General features: G+C 61.1%; 15 protein-coding genes. 7 read left to right on the top strand and 8 right to left on the bottom strand.

Annotated features, from left to right (window positions below; genetic code table 11):
• Window positions 1-197: 197 nt before the first annotated feature.
• From V5B59_RS13580 to nirJ, 5 genes are all read right to left on the bottom strand, one after another.
• The gene (locus V5B59_RS13580; protein ID WP_169069177.1) at window positions 198-776 is read right to left on the bottom strand and encodes a chorismate--pyruvate lyase family protein; all 579 of its coding nucleotides are present in this window, start codon (window positions 774-776) and stop codon (window positions 198-200) included.
• 24 nt (window positions 777-800) lie between these two features.
• Window positions 801-1,244, bottom strand: a complete 444-nt coding sequence (locus V5B59_RS13585; protein WP_034920310.1) for a DUF192 domain-containing protein — start codon at window positions 1,242-1,244, stop codon at window positions 801-803.
• Window positions 1,245-1,326: 82 nt separating this feature from the next.
• Window positions 1,327-1,719, bottom strand: a complete 393-nt coding sequence (locus V5B59_RS13590; protein ID WP_169069178.1) for a hypothetical protein — start codon at window positions 1,717-1,719, stop codon at window positions 1,327-1,329.
• The gene (locus tag V5B59_RS13595; RefSeq protein ID WP_169069316.1) at window positions 1,720-3,309 is read right to left on the bottom strand and encodes a nitrite reductase; all 1,590 of its coding nucleotides are present in this window, start codon (window positions 3,307-3,309) and stop codon (window positions 1,720-1,722) included. It lies immediately after the preceding gene.
• Window positions 3,309-4,502 carry a heme d1 biosynthesis radical SAM protein NirJ gene (gene nirJ, locus V5B59_RS13600; RefSeq protein WP_169069179.1) on the bottom strand — a complete coding sequence of 398 codons (1,194 nt, stop codon included), beginning with the start codon at window positions 4,500-4,502 and terminating at the stop codon, window positions 3,309-3,311. The genes V5B59_RS13595 and nirJ overlap by 1 nt, the downstream gene beginning before the upstream one ends.
• Window positions 4,503-4,799: 297 nt before the next feature.
• Between nirJ and V5B59_RS13605 the strand changes: the two genes are divergently transcribed.
• Together V5B59_RS13605 and clsB are read left to right on the top strand one after the other, a co-directional pair.
• The gene (locus V5B59_RS13605) at window positions 4,800-5,621 is read left to right on the top strand and encodes a mechanosensitive ion channel family protein (RefSeq protein WP_169069180.1); all 822 of its coding nucleotides are present in this window, start codon (window positions 4,800-4,802) and stop codon (window positions 5,619-5,621) included.
• 152 nt (window positions 5,622-5,773) lie between these two features.
• Window positions 5,774-6,934, top strand: a complete 1,161-nt coding sequence (clsB, locus tag V5B59_RS13610; RefSeq protein WP_034912405.1) for a cardiolipin synthase ClsB — start codon at window positions 5,774-5,776, stop codon at window positions 6,932-6,934.
• A 17-nt stretch (window positions 6,935-6,951) separates the two neighbouring features.
• Here clsB and gluQRS read toward each other — a convergent pair whose 3' ends face one another.
• Window positions 6,952-7,884, bottom strand: a complete 933-nt coding sequence (gluQRS, locus tag V5B59_RS13615) for a tRNA glutamyl-Q(34) synthetase GluQRS (RefSeq protein ID WP_169069181.1) — start codon at window positions 7,882-7,884, stop codon at window positions 6,952-6,954.
• Window positions 7,885-8,043: 159 nt separating this feature from the next.
• Here gluQRS and argB point away from each other — a divergent pair, with 159 nt between their 5' ends.
• The 4 genes from argB to V5B59_RS13635 all read left to right on the top strand — a co-directional run bounded on the left by argB (window position 8,044) and on the right by V5B59_RS13635 (window position 14,386).
• Entirely contained in the window at window positions 8,044-8,931 is an 888-nt protein-coding gene (gene argB / locus V5B59_RS13620; RefSeq protein ID WP_034912408.1) for an acetylglutamate kinase, read from the top strand.
• A gap of 7 nt (window positions 8,932-8,938) precedes the next feature.
• Window positions 8,939-9,607, top strand: coding sequence for a pyrimidine 5'-nucleotidase (locus V5B59_RS13625; protein ID WP_169069182.1), 669 nt, complete (start codon window positions 8,939-8,941; stop codon window positions 9,605-9,607).
• Window positions 9,608-9,687: 80 nt separating this feature from the next.
• Window positions 9,688-13,296: a bifunctional diguanylate cyclase/phosphodiesterase gene (locus V5B59_RS13630; protein ID WP_169069183.1), complete on the top strand. Its 3,609-nt coding sequence runs from the start codon at window positions 9,688-9,690 to the stop codon at window positions 13,294-13,296.
• Window positions 13,289-14,386: an acyltransferase family protein gene (locus tag V5B59_RS13635; RefSeq protein ID WP_169069184.1), complete on the top strand. Its 1,098-nt coding sequence runs from the start codon at window positions 13,289-13,291 to the stop codon at window positions 14,384-14,386. The genes V5B59_RS13630 and V5B59_RS13635 overlap by 8 nt, the downstream gene beginning before the upstream one ends.
• Here V5B59_RS13635 and hemB read toward each other — a convergent pair.
• Together hemB and yihA are read right to left on the bottom strand one after the other, a co-directional pair.
• Window positions 14,370-15,386, bottom strand: coding sequence for a porphobilinogen synthase (gene hemB / locus V5B59_RS13640; RefSeq protein ID WP_034912414.1), 1,017 nt, complete (start codon window positions 15,384-15,386; stop codon window positions 14,370-14,372). The genes V5B59_RS13635 and hemB overlap by 17 nt on opposite strands.
• A 194-nt stretch (window positions 15,387-15,580) precedes the next feature.
• The gene (yihA, locus tag V5B59_RS13645) at window positions 15,581-16,282 is read right to left on the bottom strand and encodes a ribosome biogenesis GTP-binding protein YihA/YsxC (protein ID WP_034912432.1); all 702 of its coding nucleotides are present in this window, start codon (window positions 16,280-16,282) and stop codon (window positions 15,581-15,583) included.
• 131 nt (window positions 16,283-16,413) lie between these two features.
• Here yihA and V5B59_RS13650 point away from each other — a divergent pair, with 131 nt between their 5' ends.
• Window positions 16,414-17,049, top strand: a complete 636-nt coding sequence (locus tag V5B59_RS13650) for a c-type cytochrome (RefSeq protein ID WP_034909874.1) — start codon at window positions 16,414-16,416, stop codon at window positions 17,047-17,049.
• Window positions 17,050-17,099: the final 50 nt, after the last annotated feature.

Genomic DNA, 17,099 nt, shown 5'->3' on the forward strand with positions numbered 1-17,099 from the left:
CAGAAAGCGCGCGCATCCGGCAATTCTCCCTGCAATTTCCAAGGGCATCTCGGGAGTCGGCTGGCCAGCCATTCGCTTCGGCGAGAAGGCTGTGACTGTAGCACACGAAGCATCGGGTGGAACATCAGCAGGCGGTCACCATTTGAAGAAATCGAGATTGATTTCAGGTATGTTTTTTCGCGAGGAATAAGGAGGAATCAAGGATGCGATGTTCCACCACTTCGATCATTGTACTCGTCGAATTGCAGCAGGCGTGGCGAGAAGACTTCGCTGACCAATACCGACTGGCTGCCGAAGCCAAACTGCGAGCGACGCGCCCAGAGCATGCGCGGAACCTGGTCGGCATGTTGCAGCGCAGCCACGGCCGGAGTGAACAGCGCATGCCGGCGATCGATGCGATGGAAAGTCATCGGCCCACGGCGGAATCCGGCGTGCGCGAAGAGTAGCGCACCCAGCGAACGGCTGCCCAGGCGCGCCAGCCAGAGGGTCAGCGGGCCACGCGGCCGGCAAGGCAGGACGGTATGCGCGAAGACCACCCGCTGATCATCACAACTCAGCGCCACTTCCCGTATCCAGGCCTTTTCCCCGCCCATCAGGCCGAGCGCCAGCGCTTCATCGGCGGTCGGTCTGGCCAACCCCTGGCGCAACACCCGCAGTGCGAAACGCCCACGGGCCTGGATGCGAGCTGTCAGCGAAGCACGGTCGCGCAACCAGGGCAGGAAAGCGACATTGTCAACCGTGCGCAGCAAGCTGCTGCGCCAGCGTTGCTCAGGCATTCCTGGAGACCTCGGTGTGCGCGTCTACTGCGGAGCCGGCGCCTTCTCGATGCCGCCAACGCGCGCCCCCGGCTTGATGCCTTTGCTCGAAAACCAGCCGAGATTCATTTCCAGCGCGTAGCGTGCCGCTTTCGTGGAGCAGTGATTCTCCTCGGTCTGTGGCTGCATGTTCTCGATGTTCAGAATGCGGCCGTCTTCGTCGAGAAAGGCCACCGACAGAGGCAAGAACGTATTTCGCATCCACATGCAATGGCGTGCCGCCTGCGGAAAGACGAAGAGCATGCCCTGGTTGGCCGCCATGTTGCGGCGATGCATCAGCCCCTGCATGCGATTCGGATCGTCAGCCGCCACTTCCGCCTCGATGCGGTAAAAGCCGGCCGTCAGCTCGATGCGCGGCATTTCCGCCGCAACCGGGAATACTGCCAGCAGCAGAAAAAGGGTCGCCAGGGAAGCGAGAGACTTGTGCATCGAATACTCCGGCAGGAACTGCTGAAAAGGCGCAATCGGCCTGGCAAGCTCCGGCTTGCCACCGAACCGGCAGTGCCAGCCACTACTTTTTCCCGGCCTTGCCCTTGGCTTGCCCGGAAACTTTCGTGGCTGGCGCCGCCTTGGCAGAGGAACTGGTGCCTTTGGATGCACCCTTGGCAGGCGGTGATTGGCTGCTTGCAGTTGGCTTTCTGGCTGCCGCCTGCCCGCTTGCGGGAAGCCTGGCTCCCTTGGCTTCTGGACGCTTGGCGACCTTGGCTTCGACCGGTTTGGGCGCCTTGGCCGCTGGTGGCGCGGAGTGTTTTGCCGTTGGCTTCGGCGGGGCGCCGGCCTCACCAAAGGTGACCACATCCTCCTCCTGCTCGGCAGCCTTGGGGACCGCCAGAGCCGCCGTGCAGGAAATGCACAGGCCCACCGCCAGAAAGTAGTGCAGCAGACTGTTGATGGTATTTCTCATTCAGTGACTCGTACCCTCCGAACGTGATATTTTATTCCATACGTTATATTTGCCGACCGGTTTCTTCGCCGGGATGCGTTTCACTTCCTTGAGCGTCTGCGCGTCGATCACCAGGAGCGCTCCGTCCATTTCCCACAGGCTGGCCAGCGCGTAGCGCCCATCACGGGTGAACTCGACATGCGCCAGCGTCTGTCCGGGTTCAGCCTGGATCTGCGCCACCACTTCGAGGGTCTCTTTGTCGATCACCTGCAGCGTGTTCTTGTTCTCTTTGCTCATCATCGAGTCTGTGAAGGCATAGCGGCTCATTTCGTGGCTGCGCAGGAAGAAGCCGGGACCAAGGGTCTTGATCTGTTTGATGGTCTGGTAGGTTTTCAGGTCGATGACGGTAACCAGACCGGCGTTGAGATTGGGCGAGGCCATGACCATGCGTTCGCGTCCTGCGGGATCTCGCCACTTCCAGGTGATTCCGGAGCCGAGATGTGGCATTCCCGGCAGATCCAGGCTGGCAATTTTTCGGCGGACGTCCAGTTGAACCACCTGCCCGCTGCTTGCCGAGCGCGACGATCCGAGAATCGTGTCGTAGCTCTGGGTAAAAAAGAAGTCATCGAGGCAGTCTGCGAGCTGCGTCCGCCGCGGAGAAAACATCGCCGGCTTGAAGTGACCCTCCCCATACCGGTAGTCGTGCACCAGCCCATCGGCAAGTGGCTCGGCGGCCGGATCGTAGCTGATCTCCCAGACCTCGGGCAAATCCTTGAGCGCGGCCACGAAACTCTTGCGCGGGGCTGCGTCATAGACCGCCGAGACCCGCGAACTCTTGTCTCCGGCGGCATTTTGCACCGGGATGATCTTCACCAGCGAAAGATCACGGGCATCGAGCACCACCAGGCTGTGCGGCAGGTAGTTGCCGACCAGCACCCACTTGCCGTCGCCGGACACAGCGGCGTTGCGCGTATTGAGACCGGCGCGGATCTCGGCGACCACCACCAGATGGTAGAGGTCATATTTGCTGATCCAGCCGTCGCGCGAGGCGAAATAGACGAAGCGGCCGTCCGGTGAAAACTTCGGTCCACCGTGCAGTGCGTAGCGGCTGGGAAAGCGGTGCAGGCGCTCGAAATGGTCGCCATCGAGGAGTGAAACATGGTGGTCGCCGGTTTCGACGACGACGAACAGATTTAGCGGGTCGGCACCCTTGAGGCCAGGCCCCGGCGTCGCCGGCAGCGCTGCAGCCTTGGCTTCGACCACATGCGAGCCGCGAATCTGTGCTTCCCCCCAAACCGGCGCGGGGGCCACCGGGCTGTAGATCCATTCCGTCAGTTGCTGTGCCTCGTCGGCACTCAGTTTGTCGCCGAAAGCCGGCATCTGCGTCGCCACGCGCCCTTCGCGGATGACCTTGACCGCCTCCGGCCGGCGCAGGCGTTCGAGGCTTTCCGGCAGCAGCGCCGGGCCGATGCCACCAAACCGGGATTCGCCATGACAGGCGACACAGTGTTCGCGATACAGGCTCGGCACATCGGCGGCGCCAGCCTGCAAAGACACGCTGGCCAGGCAGGTGGCCAGGGCAAAGCCGGCAACGCGCAGATGCCCGTTCATCATGCCCTCCGTAGCTTGATGTGAGGAGTGACGGTGAGCCGTTCACGGCCGGGGGTGACGCCGATTTCCTCGTCTTCGAGATAACAGCCGGGATCCTCGGCCCATGCGTCGCCGGTCAGTTGCTGGGCACGCACGCGGGTATTGCCGTTACAGATGTCGAAGTGCCGACATTCGCCGCAGCGTCCTGAAACGCGCCGGGGAAACTGCTTGAGGCCCGCCAGCAGCGGGTCTGAAACGTCCATCCAGATTTCCGAGAAGGGGCGCTGGCGAACGTTGCCGAGCGTGTAATGCCACCACATGGTGTCGGGATGCACGTTGCCGAGGTTGTCGATATTGGCCACATTGACGCCCGATGAATTGCCACCCCACTGCACCAGACGGGCGCGCATTCTCGCCGCCTGCTCGGGGAATCGCTTCTCCACCCAATGCAGAAAGTAGACGCCGTCGGCATCATTGTTGCCACTGGTGAATTCCTTGTGCAAACCACGCTGCTGGTAATCCAGGCAGGTGGCGAAGAGCAGATCCATTGCCCAGCGGGTCAGTTGGTGCTGGGCGTCGTCCTTGCGGTTCTTGTTGCCACGGCCGGCGTAGTTGAGATGCGAAAAATAGAAGCGGTCGATACCTTCGTCCTCGACCAGCCTGAGCAGTGCCGGCAAATCCCGTGCGTTATCCTGCGTCATCGTGAAGCGGACGCCGATTTTCAGACCGAGTTCACGGCACAGGCGAATGCCCCGCAGCGAAGCGTCGAATGCGCCCTGCATCTGGCGAAAATGGTCGTGGGTAGCACCGATGCCGTCGAGCGAGACGCCGACATAGTCGAAATCGCACGCGGCGATGCAATCGATGTTCGACACATCGATCAGGGTGCCGTTCGACGACAGGCCGACGTAGAAGCCCATCGCCTTGGCGCGGCGAGCAATGTCGAAAATGTCCGGACGCAGCAGCGGCTCGCCGCCCGAGAGGATCAACACCGGCACACGAAAACGCTTGAGATCGTCGATCACCGCAAAGATCTCGTCGCTCGTCAGCTCACCGGGGAAATCCCTGTCGGTGGAGATCGAATAGCAGTGCTTGCAGGTGAGATTGCAGCGACGAATGAGATTCCAGATCACCACTGGCGCCGGCGGGTTCTGTCTGGGTCCGGGCTGCCGTGCGGTCGACAGCTCCTGCATGTACTGCGAGATGCGAAACATCGGGCAATCCTCAAATCCGTGTATTAGAAAGCAGGGTCAGAGCAATGGCCTTGACGTGCATCAAGGGCGCTCGTGCATCGGGTCGTGGTTTTGACCAGGCCGTTGCGCCTGGACTTTTCGTCAGCCCGGCAACACGGTATTCTTGCACGAATCGTTCTGGCGGGTGCGTGTCCATGGCTGCTCCCGAGGCTGACGGAGGCGTTACTCCTGATTCGCCAGCTTCCTCCGAGGATATGCTTGCACTGCCCCGAACACAATGCGAAACTGCGCCTACCATTAAGCTCGGAGGGGAAACTCATGAACAAGGAAGACATCTTGCGCTGGCAGGATCTGGCGCTGCAATACGGATCGGAACTCGGCATCAAGGTACTTGCAGCGATCGCATTCTGGATCATCGGTCGCTGGTTGATCCACTGGGTCGGTCGCATGGTCCAGAGCGCGCTGGAGCGCCAGAAGGTCGATGCGACCTTGATGCGCTACCTCGGGACGGTGATCAATGTCACACTGAATATCCTGCTGGTGATCGGCATCCTCGGCTATTTCGGCATTCAGACCACGACTTTTGCCGCTCTCTTCGCTGCTGCCGGTGTCGCCATCGGCCTGGCCTGGTCCGGCTTGCTGGCCAACTTCGCCGGCGGGGTATTCCTGATCATTCTGCGACCGTTGAAGGTGGGCGATTTCGTGACCGTGGGCGGCATTACCGGCACGGTCAAGGAAGTCGGCCTGTTCACTACGGCGCTCAACACGCCGGATAACGTGCTCACGCTGGTAGGCAACAGCAAGATCCTTAGCGACACCATCCAGAACTTCTCGACCAACCCCTATCGTCGGGTAGATCTGAAGGCTCAGCTCTCCGGGGCGGCCGATCATGCGGCGGCGATGGCGCTGCTCAAGGAAAAAATCGCCCGGATTCCCAATGTCCGGCCCGATCCTGCGGTGGATGTCGAGATCCTGGAATTCAATCTCGTCGGCCCCGTCCTCGCGGTGCGTCCGTACTGCCATACCGACCACTACTGGCAGGTCTATTTCGACACCAACCGGACGATTCGTGAAGCCCTCGGAGAGGCCGGCTTTCCGGTTCCGATGCCGGCACAGGTGGTGTTCGTCAATCAGCAGTAGGCCGCAAGGCAGCCACAGCGCGGGAGTCCCGGGCACGGATCAGTTCCCATCGCAGGCCGGAATCTTGCCGCGGCGCCTTACTCCTCCGCGACTTCGCAGCACCGCACCGGAACGCTGCCCGAGGATTTCCCTGCTATCGCTGGTGCGCCGCGATGGCGGTTGAATTTCTGTCGGGTAACCGGCTGACCCTGCTGAACAGCGGCGCCGAGTATTTTCCGGCGCTGATCAAGGCGATCGACAAGGCACAGCATGAAGTTCATCTCGAAAGCTACATCTTCGAGGATGATGCGACCGGCCGTGCCGTCGCGGCAGCAATGGCCAATGCCGCTCGACGCGGCGTCACGGTTCGCGTTCTCGTCGATGGCTTCGGTGCCCCCGAGTTTGCCAGGCAACTGCAGCCGGGGCTGGTCGCGGCCGGGGTGCAGGTCATGGTCTTCCGACCCGAGATCGCACGTTTCCGCCTGCGTCGTCATCGCCTGCGTCGCCTGCACCGCAAGCTGGCGATGGTGGATGGAGAAATCGCCTTCGTTGGCGGCATCAATGTCGTCGATGACAGCGATCGTCCGCTTGAAGTGCCACCGCGCCACGATTACGCGGTGCGCATCGAAGGCCCGCTGCTGCAGCCGATTCAGCGGACGCTGCACCGGCTCTGGGAACTGGTGTTATGGGCGAAGCTCAATCGCCGTTACCGGCTACCGAGGATCCCGCACAAGGAACCGAAAGCACGTGGCGAGCAAACGGCGGCCTTTCTGGTACGCGACAACATCCGTCACCGCCGTGACATCGAGGAAGCCTACCTGGTGGCGATCGCTGCCGCTCGCGAAGAAATCCTCCTGGCCAACGCCTATTTCCTGCCCGGCCGCCGCTTCCGGAGAGCCCTGCACGATGCGGCCAGGCGCGGCGTGCGGGTGATCATCGTGCTGCAGGGGCGTATCGAATACCGCCTCCTGCACTACGCCACGCAGGCGCTTTATGGCAAATTGCTGGGCGCCGGCATCCGCATCTTCGAATATCGGCGTAGCTTCCTGCACGCCAAGGTTGCGGTCATCGACCGATACTGGGCAACCGTCGGATCTTCGAACATCGATCCCTTCAGTCTGCTGCTTGCCAGGGAAGCAAACGTCGTCGTCCGCGACGATGCGTTTGCCAGGGAACTGCGGCAGAGTCTCCAGGCGGCGATGCGGCAGGGCGCCAGCGAGTTGCCGGTCGATAGCTGGAAACGCCTGCCCTGGCATTCTCGCCTGCTGCATCGGGCCAGCTACCATCTGATCCGGATTCTCGTCGGCATTGCCGGTTACGGCGGCAAGCGCTAACGGTCATCACTTGCCCATCATCCGGGAAATACACCACGCTGCGCCGGTACCCGCGCCATCGACCAGGTAGCAATCGCCCAGCGCCAGAAGTCTCGCAAGGATCCGCTGCGGATTTCCGGCGGCACCGGCTGGCCAAGAAAGTTCAGCGCCGCCGCAAGCACCACACAGCCACCCGAAGCATCGACGGCGGTGGCGCGCGTCTGTTTGGAAAGTTTCTCGCCGGCTGCATTGGTCACCACCGGCAGGTGTGCGTAAGTGGGTGTCGGCAGCGCCAGGCGTTGCTGCAGCCAGATCTGGCGTGCCGTCGAGTCGAGCAGATCGACGCCGCGCACCACTGCATTGACCCCCTGCGCCGCGTCGTCGACGACCACCGCCAGCTGGTAGGCATACTGACCATCGGCACGTAGCAGAATGAAGTCACCCACCGCGCGCGCGAGGTTCTGCTGCACCGGTCCCTGTACGCGATCCTCGAATGCGATCTCGCGGTCCGGAACACGCATTCGCCATGCACGCGGCGCGCGTCCGGGGGGCAAACCGGCCCGGCAGATTCCGGGGTAGACCAGGCCGCCGTCGACCGCCGGCACTGGCGAGCAGGCGGCAATCGCGCGCCGCGAGCAGGCACAGGGATACACCTCGCCGTCGAGTCGCAGACGGGTCAAAGCCGCATGATAGCGATCCAGGCGCTGGCTCTGCACTACCACCTCGCCGTCCCACTCAAAAGCGAAGGCCTCGAGCGTGCGCCGAATGCTGTCTGCGGCCCCTGGCAGCGCCCGCGACCGGTCGACATCTTCAATGCGCAGCAGCCATTCACCACCGTGTGCCCGTGCGTCAAGATAGCTGCCGACGGCGGCAACCAGCGAACCAAAATGCAGCGGACCCGTCGGGGAAGGTGCAAAACGGCCACGATAGGCGTGCCCGTGGACCTGCTCGCCGCCTGATTTACCTTGCATCTCGGGGAGAGACTCACGTCGCTCCCCTCGCCCGCAGGCAGGCGATGGGTCGGGGCTAAGGAGTACGGTCATGGCATTGTGGCTTACATCATTTTCTCTTGCCTTGGCGTTTCCGGCAGCGCCGGGTAAAATCCGCTGGTCATTATCAGGATTCGCGCCATGAGCGATCGTTCGATCACCCCCGCCAACGAAGCTGCCATTCTCGCCGAGGCACTTCCCTACATCAAACGTTTCCACGGCAAGACCATCGTCGTCAAGTATGGCGGCAATGCGATGACCGATGACCACCTCAAGCAGTGTTTCGCGCGCGACGTGGTGCTGCTCAAGCTCGTCGGCATGAACGTCGTGGTGGTGCACGGCGGTGGTCCGCAGATCGAGAATCTGCTCAAACGCGTCGGCAAGAAAGGCCGCTTCGTCCAGGGAATGCGCGTCACCGATGCCGAAACCATGGAAATCGTCGAGATGGTGCTCGGCGGCCAGGTCAACAAGGACGTTGTCAACCTGATCAATCAGGCTGGTGGCAAGGCGGTGGGCCTGACCGGCAAGGACGGCAGTTTCATTCGCGCCAAGAAGCTGCTGTTGGCAAACCAGGATAACAACGAGGACCTGATCGACGTTGGCCAGGTCGGAGACATCACGCAGATCGACCCATCCCTGATCGGCCATCTGGAGGCCGGCGGCTTTATCCCGGTGGTGGCACCGATCGGTGTCGGCAAGGGCGGTGAGACCTACAATATCAACGCCGATGTCGTGGCCGGAAAGATCGCCGAAATCCTCAAGGCAGAGAAGCTGGTCCTGCTGACCAATACGCCCGGCGTCCTCGACGAGACGGGCACGCTGATCACCGGCATGACGCCGAAACAGATCGACGACATGGTCACCGATGGAACCTTGTCCGGAGGCATGCTGCCGAAGATCGGCGCAGCCCTCGACGCGGCTCGCAGCGGCGTCAAGAGTGTCCATGTCATCGATGGTCGCGTCGAGCATGCGCTGTTGCTGGAAATCCTGACCGATCATGGCGTCGGCACGATGATCAAGTCACATTGATCGGAGGATGGTTCTGAAGGCGGCGTCACCAGTCTGGCTGTTCGACCTCGACAACACGCTGCACGACGCCAGCCCGCATATCTTCCCGCACCTCAACCGTGCGATGGTCGCTTATATCCGTGATCACCTTGGCGTTGACGAACAGGCAGCGACGCGCATCCGGCAGGACTACTGGCAGCGCTACGGCGCCACACTGCTCGGCCTGATGCGTCATCACGGCACCGATCCGCAGCATTTCCTGTGGCACACGCACCAGTTCCCCGACCTCAAGCACATGCTGGTTCTGGAGCGCGGACTGCGGGCCATGCTGCTGCGCCTGCCGGGACGCAAGATCGTCTTCTCCAACGCGCCGCTTCATTACAGCGAGGCCGTCCTCGAACTCGCCGGTATCGACGCCTGCTTCGATGCGGTCTATTCCATCGAGCGTATCCGCTTCCAACCCAAACCGGCAATTGGCGGCTTCCGCCACCTGCTACGCAGCGAGCGCCTGCCCGCCCATCGCTGCATCATGGTCGAAGACACCCTGGCCAATCTGCAGACGGCCAAACGACTGGGAATGCAAACCGTATGGGTGTGTGGCAGCACACGCCAGCCCTCCTTTGTCGACCTGCGGCTGGTTTCCATTCTCGATCTGCCGCGTGGTTTACAACACTTGTCGATCGGGGAGCTATTGTAGACAGAAGTAGTCTACTTTGATACCGATCAATCCATCAGTCCTGTAGACTTTGTTCCTGGCCCCTCCTTGGAATCCCCTTCTTGAGAGAATCCGCGTCAACACAACAACAGCTTCTTGAATACAAGGCCATCCTCGACCATTCGGGGATCGCGGTGGTATGCACGCGCCAGCGTCGCGTCTACCGCTGCAACCAGCGAGCCGAGGAGCTGTTCAGTTGGCCGGCCGGAACCCTGGTGGGCCAGCCGGCTCTCGTCTTCTACCCGAGCAGCGAAGCCTGCGATGCCCTGCGTCGGCAAGCACGTTCGCAGTTGGGAAGCGGGCAGGTGGTGAATCTCGAAACTCAACTGACACGCCGCGACGGCAGCACTTTCATCGCGCAACTGATCGCCCGCGCCATCGACCCTGCAGAACCCGGTCAGGCCACGGTCTGGATCGTCCGCGACATCACGCAGGAAGTCCACGCCCGCGAGGCCAACGCTCGCCTGCTGCGCGAGCAGCAACTCATTTTCCAGAATGCCGAGACCGGCATCGTGATCCTCCGCGATCGCGTCATTCAGCGCTGTAATCGGCGCTTTACCGAGATCCTGGGTTACGCGCCGGACGAGTTGATCGGCCAATCGACCCGCATCTACTACCCGAGTGAAGAGGCCTGGCTTGCAACCGGCCGCCAGGCCTATGCGGCGATTGCCGAAACCGGCATCTACCATGGCGACACGCTCTTCCATCGACGCGATGGCACAACGCTGTGGTGTCACATCACCGGCAGCATGATCAACCCGGCGAACCCGGACGAAGGGTATGTCTGGCTGTACGAAGATGTCACCGAAAAGCGCCAGGCGAACCGCGTCATGAACGCGCTGCTGCGTGAACAGACACTGATTTTCGAACGTGCGCCGATTGGCATCGTTTTCCTGCGCGATCGCATCATCCAGCGTTGCAACCCGAGCTTCGAGAGAATCTTTGGCTATCCGCAGGGGCAAATGCTTGGTCAGTCCACGCGCATCTGCTTCGCCAGCGAAGCCTCGTGGAGCGAAGCTGGCGAACGTGCTCACAAGAGGATTAATGAAACCGGAAAGTTCGTCGGCGAGATCGAGTACCGCAAGATCGATGGGACCCCGATCTGGTGCCAGGTAACCGGCAGCCTGATTGATCCGGTCCACCCGGACAAGGGTCATGTCTGGCTGTTCGAGGACGTCACCGCGCGTCGAGCGGCTGAAGAGGCCCTGGTGGAAAGCCTCTGGGAACAGCAGCTGATCTTTGACAATGCGATGATCGGAATTTCCTACCAGCGCGAACGCATCTTCCTGCGCTGCAATCGCCGTTGCGAGGAGATTTTCGGCTACCCGCCGGGGGGCCTGCGGGGACACTCGACGCGCATCCTGTTCGCCAGCCAGGAGGCCTGGGAAGAGGTCGGACGCCTGGTCTATGGGAATGGCGCAGTGACGGGAACCTTTGACGGCGAAATCCTCTATTGCCGGCGTGACGGCACACCGATCTGGGTGCATGCGATTGGTCGTACCATTGGCGACCATCAGGAGGGCGAAACCTGGATCTGGACCTTCGAGGATGTGACGGCACACCGGGCTGCAGAGCAAGCGCTACGGCAAAGTCATCTCGAACTCGAGCAGCGGGTGGCCGAACGTACCCTCGAGTTGTCGCAACAGCTTCATTTCATGCGCCAGTTGATCGAGGCGATTCCCGGTCCGGTCTTCTACAAGAACCGGCAAGGGCTGTATCTCGGATGCAATCAGGCCTTTCTCGAGGTCATGGGCAAGTCACGCAGCGAGGTGATCGGCGCCACCGTCTACGACCTTGCCCCCCGCGAACTGGCTGATCGCTACCAGGCTGCCGACGACGAATTGTTCCGGCACGCGGGTTCGCAGGTGTACGAAACCAAAGTCCGGCACGCTGACGGCAGCATGCGTGACGTGGTCTTTCACAAAGCCACCTATGGCAAACCAGGCGAAGCCAACGGCGGTCTGGTCGGCGTGATGCTCGACATCACCGATCGGAAGCGCATGGAGGCGCGCCTGCAACAAGCCGCGACGGTCTTCGACAGCAGCGCCGAAGGCATCACCATCACCGCTCCGGATGGCCAAATCATTGCCGTGAACCGCGCCTTCACCGAGATCACCGGTTACCGCGAGGATGAAGTGATCGGGCGTAACCCGCGCATCCTGCAGTCCGGACTACAGGACGCAGCCTTTTACCGGGAAATGTGGCAGGTTCTCGGCCGTTGCGGGCGCTGGCGGGGCGAACTCTGGAACCGGCGCAAGGACGGCCAGACTTTCCTGGAATCGCTGACGATCAGCGCCGTCCATGACCCCGATGGACAACTCACGCACTATGTCGGCGTGTTCTCCGACATCACCGAGCTGCGGCAAGCTCATGATCAACTCGATCACCAGGCACATCACGATCCGCTGACCGGTCTGCCCAATCGCTTGCTGCTTGGTGACCGATTGCACAAGGCCTTGCAGCGTGCCCACCGCGACGAGAACGGACTGGCGGTCCTGTTCATCGACCTCGATCGTTTCAAGAACATCAACGACACTCTCGGCCACCAGGTCGGCGATCGCGTCCTCTGTGAGGTGGCGTGGCGCCTGAGCAGACTGATGCGTGAAGCGGATACCGTTGGCCGACTCGGTGGTGACGAATTTCTGATCATCATCGAGGACATCTTCGATCCGACCGCCGTCTCGCACATCGCAGAGAAAATCCTCAACGCCCTGCAGGATTCGCCAGTGACCGTAGAACAGGAATTCTACGTGGGCGCCAGCATCGGCATCAGCCTCTTCCCGGATGACGGCGCGGACGCCGATACGCTAATGAAGAATGCCGATGTCGCAATGTACCGCGCCAAGGAGCGTGGCCGCAACGCCTACGAGTTTTTCACCAAGGAACTGACGCAGTCCTCGCTGGCGCGTCTGCAAATGGAGACCGACCTGCGACGAGCCATTGAGCGCGACGAGTTGCGGGTCTACCTGCAACCCCAGTTTTCCCTGAAAACGGGCAGGACACTCGGCGCCGAGGCGCTGGTACGCTGGTTGCGCCCTGAGCACGGACTGGTGATGCCGGGAGAATTCATCAAACTGGCCGAGGAATCCGGACTGATTGTCCCCATCGGAGCCTGGGTTCAAAAGACCGCCTGCTGTCAGTGGGCCGCATGGTGTGCCGCGGGCCGCCAGCCGGGGGTGCTGTCGGTCAACGTTTCCGGAGTCGAATTCGTACGTGGCCGAATCCAGGAGACCGCACACAACACCCTGGATACCTCGCAACTACCGGCACAGTTCCTCGAACTCGAAATCACCGAGAGTGCCATCATGAGCCATGCCGAGAACAGTGCCCAGGCGCTTGACAAACTGCGGACCATGGGCATCAGCCTGGTTATCGACGATTTCGGCACGGGTTACTCTTCGCTCGCTTACCTGAAGCGTTTGCCACTCAACAAGCTCAAGGTCGATCAGAGTTTTGTGCGCGGGCTGCCCGGCGACGCCGAGGACTGCGCCATCGTGCGCGCGGTGATTGCGCTTGCCCACAGCCTGCAATTGACGGTGATTGCCGAGGGCGTCGAGAACGAGGCGCAACAGGAATTCCTGACCCGCGAAGGTTGCGACGAAATGCAGGGCTATCTGCGTGGCCGGCCGATGCCGTTCGACGAGTATGAAAGGAGCTTCCTCAATGGCTGAAGCACGCGCGCCAGGCAAATCCTCGCGACTGGCATTCATCGACGCGCTGAAAGCGCTGTCCTTTCAGCTGATCGTTCTGCATCACCTGGCGTTTTACGGGCCGATGTCCGATCACGCCTACCTGCTGGCACCCGACTTGATCCACTGGTTGAGCCAGGATGCGCGTATGGCCGTCCAGGTCTTCCTGGTGATTGGTGGTTTCCTGGCCGCGCGGAGTCTCGCACCCACCGGGGTGTTGCTGACACCCCATCCGCTCGTGCTGGTGCAGAGACGCTACCTGAAACTCGTCACGCCCTACCTCGCTGCCGTGCTGATCGGCATCGCCTGTGCGGCCATCGCGCGCGAACTGATGGTACATGACTCCATTCCCGGCCGGCCGACGCTGCCGCAGGTTGTCGCGCACGCGCTGCTGTTGCAAAGCATCCTGGGCTACGAGGGCCTGTCGGCCGGCCTCTGGTACATCGCCATCGACTTCCAGCTGTTCATGCTCCTGGTCGGCATGCTGTGGCTGGCACCCACCCTGGCTCGCGGCGATACTGGCGTGCCCACCGTCAGCGCCTTACTGGTAGTCACCCTGGCTCTGGCCTCACTGTACTACTTCAACCGCGATGGAGATTGGGACATCTGGGGGATCTACTTCTTTGCGGCTTATGCTCTGGGAATAGTGACCTACTGGGCAACCCACCGCAGACAGACGCTTGGCTGGCTGCTGCCGATGGTCGGTCTGGTGGTCACCGCGCTGCTGCTCGACTACCGTCCTCGCCTTGCGGTGGCGCTGCTGGTAGCGCTGACGATCGGCCTGGCACGCATCTACGGGTTTCTCGATGACTGGCCCAGGTCACGCCTGATTGCTTACCTCGGACAGATTTCCTACTCGGTCTTTCTCGTCCATTTCCCGATTTGCCTGCTGATCAACGGCATCTTCGCGCGCTTCGCCGCGGCCGACCCCTGGGTCAATCTGACAGGAATGTTCATCGCCTGGCTGGCAAGCATCTCCGCCGGCGCACTCTTCTACCGTTTTGTCGAAAACCCGGCGCAACGCGGCTTTTGGCGTGCGCACTCGCAGCCCAGCTTCAAGCAGATTCCTTGAGCCAGGCTGCGGCAGAGAGCGCAAAGTAACTCAGAATACCGTCAGCACCCGCCCGCTTGCAGGCCAGCAGACTCTCAAGAACACAGGCCCGCTCGTCCAGCCAGCCATGCTGCCCTGCGGCCTTGAGCATTGCATACTCGCCACTGACCTGATAGACGTACGTTGGCACCTGGAACTTCTCTTTGACACGACGGACGATATCGAGGTAAGGCATCCCCGGTTTGACCATCACCATGTCGGCCCCTTCACCGAGGTCCATGGCCACTTCACGCAGGGATTCGTCGCTATTCGCGGGATCCATCTGGTAGCTATACTTGTTGCTCTTGCCCAGATTGCCGGCCGAACCGACGGCATCGCGGAAAGGGCCGTAGAAACTCGATGCGTACTTGGCCGAGTAGGCCAGGATGCGGGTGTGAATCTGTCGGGCGGCGTCAAGCTCGCTGCGAATGCGGCCGACGCGACCGTCCATCATGTCGGAAGGCGCAACGATGTCGGCACCCGCCTGCGCATGCACCAGCGCCTGTCTGGCCAGAAGCACGAGCGTTTCGTCATTCAGCACGTAGCCCAGGGGGTCGTCCACGTCGATCAGACCGTCCTGTCCATGGCTGGTATAGGGATCGAGGGCAACATCGGTGATCACGCCAAGCTCAGGGAACTCCTTCTTCAGCGCCGTGACTACCCGCGGCACCAGACCATCGGGGTTACATGCTTCTTCGGCACCCGCTGTCTTGTAGATCGGTTCGATCACCGGAAACAAGGCCAGAGCCGGGATACCCAGTGCAAGCGCCTGCTCGGCTGTTTTCAACAGCCGATCCAGACTCTGCCGCTCTATTCCCGGCATCGAAGGGATCTGCTCAACGCGCTGCTGGCCTTCGAGCACAAACACCGGGTAAATCAGGTCGTCTACAGTCAGCCGCGATTCACGCATCAGACGGCGCGAGAAATCGTCTCGGCGCATGCGCCGCATACGCGCGGCAGGAAAGTTTGCTTGGTAATCCATGGAGTATAGAGTTCGCTATGGCCAGATAAATATAATTGATGAAAAAAGTACACTGTGGGGGAACTGACGGCGATGGAATTCGTTCTCATTGCGTAGATGGCCATGCCATCTCCCGCTTCACCTCCCTGAGCGGGGTGCCTTATTGATGTAAGGCATACCTTGCCCCCGGCCCCCCCTTGCCGGGGGTTTTTCTTTCAACGCTTGCCGGCATTTCGGGCACCCCAGCCGATGGCACTGCGCTTCTTCGGGCGGGCCACTTTCTCGGTGGCCAGACCAGTCGGTGGCGGTGGCTCCGGCTTGCTCTCCAGATCAAGCCAGCAGCCGAGAATCGCCTCCGCCTCCATCACTCCCGACTTGTTCAAGCTCGAAAAAAGTTGCAGTGTGCAGTTGCCGCCAATCTCGTTCAGCACCTTCTGCACCTCGCGATATGCGAGCGCCTGCTGCTGACGAGAAAGTTTGTCGGCCTTGGAGAGCAACACATGGATGGGTTTGCCGGTTGGTGCAAACCAGCCCAGCATCTGCAGGTCCAGTTCGGTCAGCGGGTGGCGACTATCCATGATCAGGACCAGACCAGACAGCGCTTCGCGGTGCCGCAGATAGGGGGCCAGCAAGCCCTCCCACTGCGAACGAATTTCCTCGGGTGCCTTGGCGAAACCATAGCCAGGCAGGTCGACGAAGTATTTGCCGTCGGCGATCCGAAAATAGTTCAGATGCTGCGTTCGTCCCGGTGTTTTGGAGACAAAAGCCAGCCGCGCATGATTGGCCAGAGTGTTGATCGCCGACGACTTGCCGGAATTCGAGCGTCCTGCGAATGCGACTTCGCATTGCGAGTCGACCGGCAGATCACGCAGATGGGCAATTGTCGTGTGAAAGACCGCCCGCTGGAAGAGAGACATGAATGAACCCAGGATGAGTGTATGGAATGACGCGGGTGCGCGCCCGAGCAGCAAACTGATATAGAATATCAGCTTTATTGCATCGCTTCTCCGGCCTCAGATCAGTCATTGTTGTCAATGGGAGTTTGGACATGATTCGTACAACGGCACTTGCGGTTCTCCTGGCCGCCAGTTTCCCCGCCTTCGCAACAGAACAGGCAAAAGCCAAAGTTGATCTGGCAAAAGCCAAAGAAATCGCCGAAGGCGTTTGTGTTGCCTGTCACGGAGCCGATGGCAACAGCCCGGCAGCGGCCAATCCGATCCTCGCCGGCCAGATTCCCGAGTATCTCTACAAGCAATTGAGCAATTTCAAGGCGGTCGACGGGAAACCGGCGGTACGCAATAACGCGATCATGGGCGGCATGGTTGCGGCGCTGTCAGACGAAGACATGAAGAGCTTGTCAGTGTACTTCTCGCAGCAAAAGATGAAACCTTCGGTGGCCAAGGAAGAAAAACTGTTGGCCGAAGGCAAGACGCTATGGCGCGGGGGGGACTTCGAGAAAGGCATCCCGGCCTGTGCCGGTTGCCACGGTCCGGCCGGCGCTGGTCTGCCGGCGCAATATCCGCGGCTGGCAGGGCAATACGCAGAGTACACCGCCAATCAGTTGAAAATCTTCCGCAGCCACGAGCGAGCCAACGATTCGGAAAAGGTGATGCGGGTGATTGCCGGCAAACTCTCCGATCACCAGATCGATGCAATCGCCGAGTACGCAGCAGGTCTACGCTAGAGCCGCACGCGCCCTCCTGTCGCCAGACGTTCCGCGTACCCCCTTGGCAA

The sequence above is a fragment of the Candidatus Accumulibacter contiguus genome (assembly GCF_036625285.1).
Classification (GTDB): domain Bacteria; phylum Pseudomonadota; class Gammaproteobacteria; order Burkholderiales; family Rhodocyclaceae; genus Accumulibacter; species Accumulibacter contiguus.